Genomic DNA, 1,826 nt, shown 5'->3' with positions numbered 1-1,826 from the left:
GGAGAGCCGGCGTGAGCTTGAGGATCGTTGTCTGTGTGAAGTACGTGCCCGACGCGACCGGTGACCGGCATTTCGCCGATGACCTGACGTTGGATCGTGAGGATGTCGACGGTCTGCTGTCGGAGCTGGATGAGTACGCGGTCGAGCAGGCGTTGCAGATCGCGGACGCGGCGGACGATGCGGAGGTCACCGTGTTGACGGTGGGTCCGCAGGACGCGAAGGACGCGTTGCGCAAGGCGTTGTCGATGGGTGCGGACAAGGCTGTTCACGTCGAGGACGACGATCTGCACGGCACGGACGTGATCGGTACGTCGTTGGTGCTGGCGAAGGCGGTCGAGAAGACGGGTTACGACCTGGTGATCTCGGGGATGGCGTCGACGGACGGCACGATGGGTGTGGTTCCGGCGCTGCTGGCGGAGCGGCTGGGGGTGCCGCAGGTGACGCTGTTGTCGGAGGTGTCGGTCGAGGGCGGTGTGGTGCGGGGCCGTCGTGATGGTGACAGTGCTTCGGAGGGGCTGGAGGCGTCGTTGCCGGCGGTGGTGTCGGTGACCGACCAGTCGGGTGAGGCGCGGTATCCGTCGTTCAAGGGGATCATGGCGGCGAAGAAGAAGCCGGTCGAGTCGCTGGATCTGGATGATCTGGGGATCGAGGCGGGCGAGGTGGGTCTGGGCGGGTCCTGGAGTGTGGTGGAGTCCGCGGCGCAGCGTCCGGCTCGTACGGCGGGCACGATCGTGAAGGACGAGGGTGAGGGCGGGAAGGCGCTGGCCGAGTTCCTGGCCGGTCAGAAGTTCATCTGAGTCCTGTTCCGCTTTTCCGTTCTTTCGCAGATGTGCAGGAGATTGAAGTCCCATGGCTGAAGTTCTCGTCTATGTCGATCACGTGGATGGTGCGGTCCGCAAGCCCACGCTGGAGTTGTTGACGCTTGCGCGGCGTCTGGGTGAGCCGGTGGCGGTGGCTCTGGGTGCTGGTGCCGGGGGTACGGCCGGGGTGCTCGCGGAGCATGGTGCGGTCAGGGTGCTGACGGCTGAGGCGTCGGAGTTCGCGGATTATCTCGTGGTGCCGAAGGTGGATGCGTTGCAGGCCGCTTTCGAGGCGGTGTCTCCGGTGGCGGTGCTGTTGCCTTCGTCGGCGGAGGCCAAGGAGGTCGCGGCGCGTCTGGCGGTGCGGGTGGGTTCGGGGATCATCACGGATGCCGTGGATGTGGAGGCGGGTGATGAGGGTGTGGTGGCGACGCAGTCGGTGTTCGCCGCTTCGTACACCACGAAGTCCCGTGTTTCGCGGGGTGTTCCGGTGATCACGGTCAAGCCGAACTCGGCTCCGGTCGAGCCGGCCGCGGCGGCGGGTGCGGTGGAGGCTCTCGCGGTGGTGTTCTCCGAGCTGGCCACCGGTACGAAGGTGGTGTCCCGTACGCCGCGTGAGTCGACGGGGCGTCCGGAGCTGACCGAGGCGGCGATCGTGGTGTCGGGTGGCCGTGGTGTCAACGGTGCGGAGAACTTCGCGGTCATCGAGGCGCTCGCGGACTCGCTCGGTGCCGCGGTCGGTGCGTCGCGTGCCGCGGTGGACGCGGGCTGGTACCCGCACACCAACCAGGTCGGGCAGACCGGCAAGTCCGTCTCGCCGCAGCTGTACATCGCGTCGGGGATCTCGGGTGCGATCCAGCACCGGGCGGGCATGCAGACCTCGAAGACGATCGTCGCGATCAACAAGGACGCCGAGGCGCCGATCTTCGACCTCGTCGACTACGGCGTCGTCGGTGACCTCTTCAACGTCGTCCCGCAGCTCACCGGCGAGATCACCGCCCGCAAGGGCTGACCCACCGGCAGGCA

At 67.1% G+C, this 1,826-nt stretch carries 2 protein-coding genes; both read left to right on the top strand.

What is annotated here, in order from left to right; translation table 11 throughout:
* Positions 1 to 11 precede the first annotated feature (11 nt).
* A complete protein-coding gene (locus E6R60_RS36380; protein ID WP_136331009.1) occupies positions 12 to 797 on the top strand; it encodes an electron transfer flavoprotein subunit beta/FixA family protein in 786 nt (261 codons plus the stop codon).
* Positions 798 to 849: 52 nt separating this feature from the next.
* Positions 850 to 1,812, top strand: coding sequence for an electron transfer flavoprotein subunit alpha/FixB family protein (locus E6R60_RS36375; protein WP_136331008.1), 963 nt, complete (start codon positions 850 to 852; stop codon positions 1,810 to 1,812).
* The last annotated feature ends 14 nt before the right edge of the window (positions 1,813 to 1,826 follow it).

The organism is Streptomyces sp. A0642 (assembly GCF_004795105.1).
GTDB lineage: Bacteria > Actinomycetota > Actinomycetes > Streptomycetales > Streptomycetaceae > Streptomyces.
Note: the sequence above shows the minus strand (reverse complement) of the source record. Positions and strands in the feature narration are given on the sequence as shown.

Coding starts and splice junctions, on each gene's coding strand:
- E6R60_RS36375 (WP_136331008.1), top strand. CDS start 850: ATGGCTGAAGTTCTCGTCTATGTCGATCACGTGGATGGTGCGGTCCGC.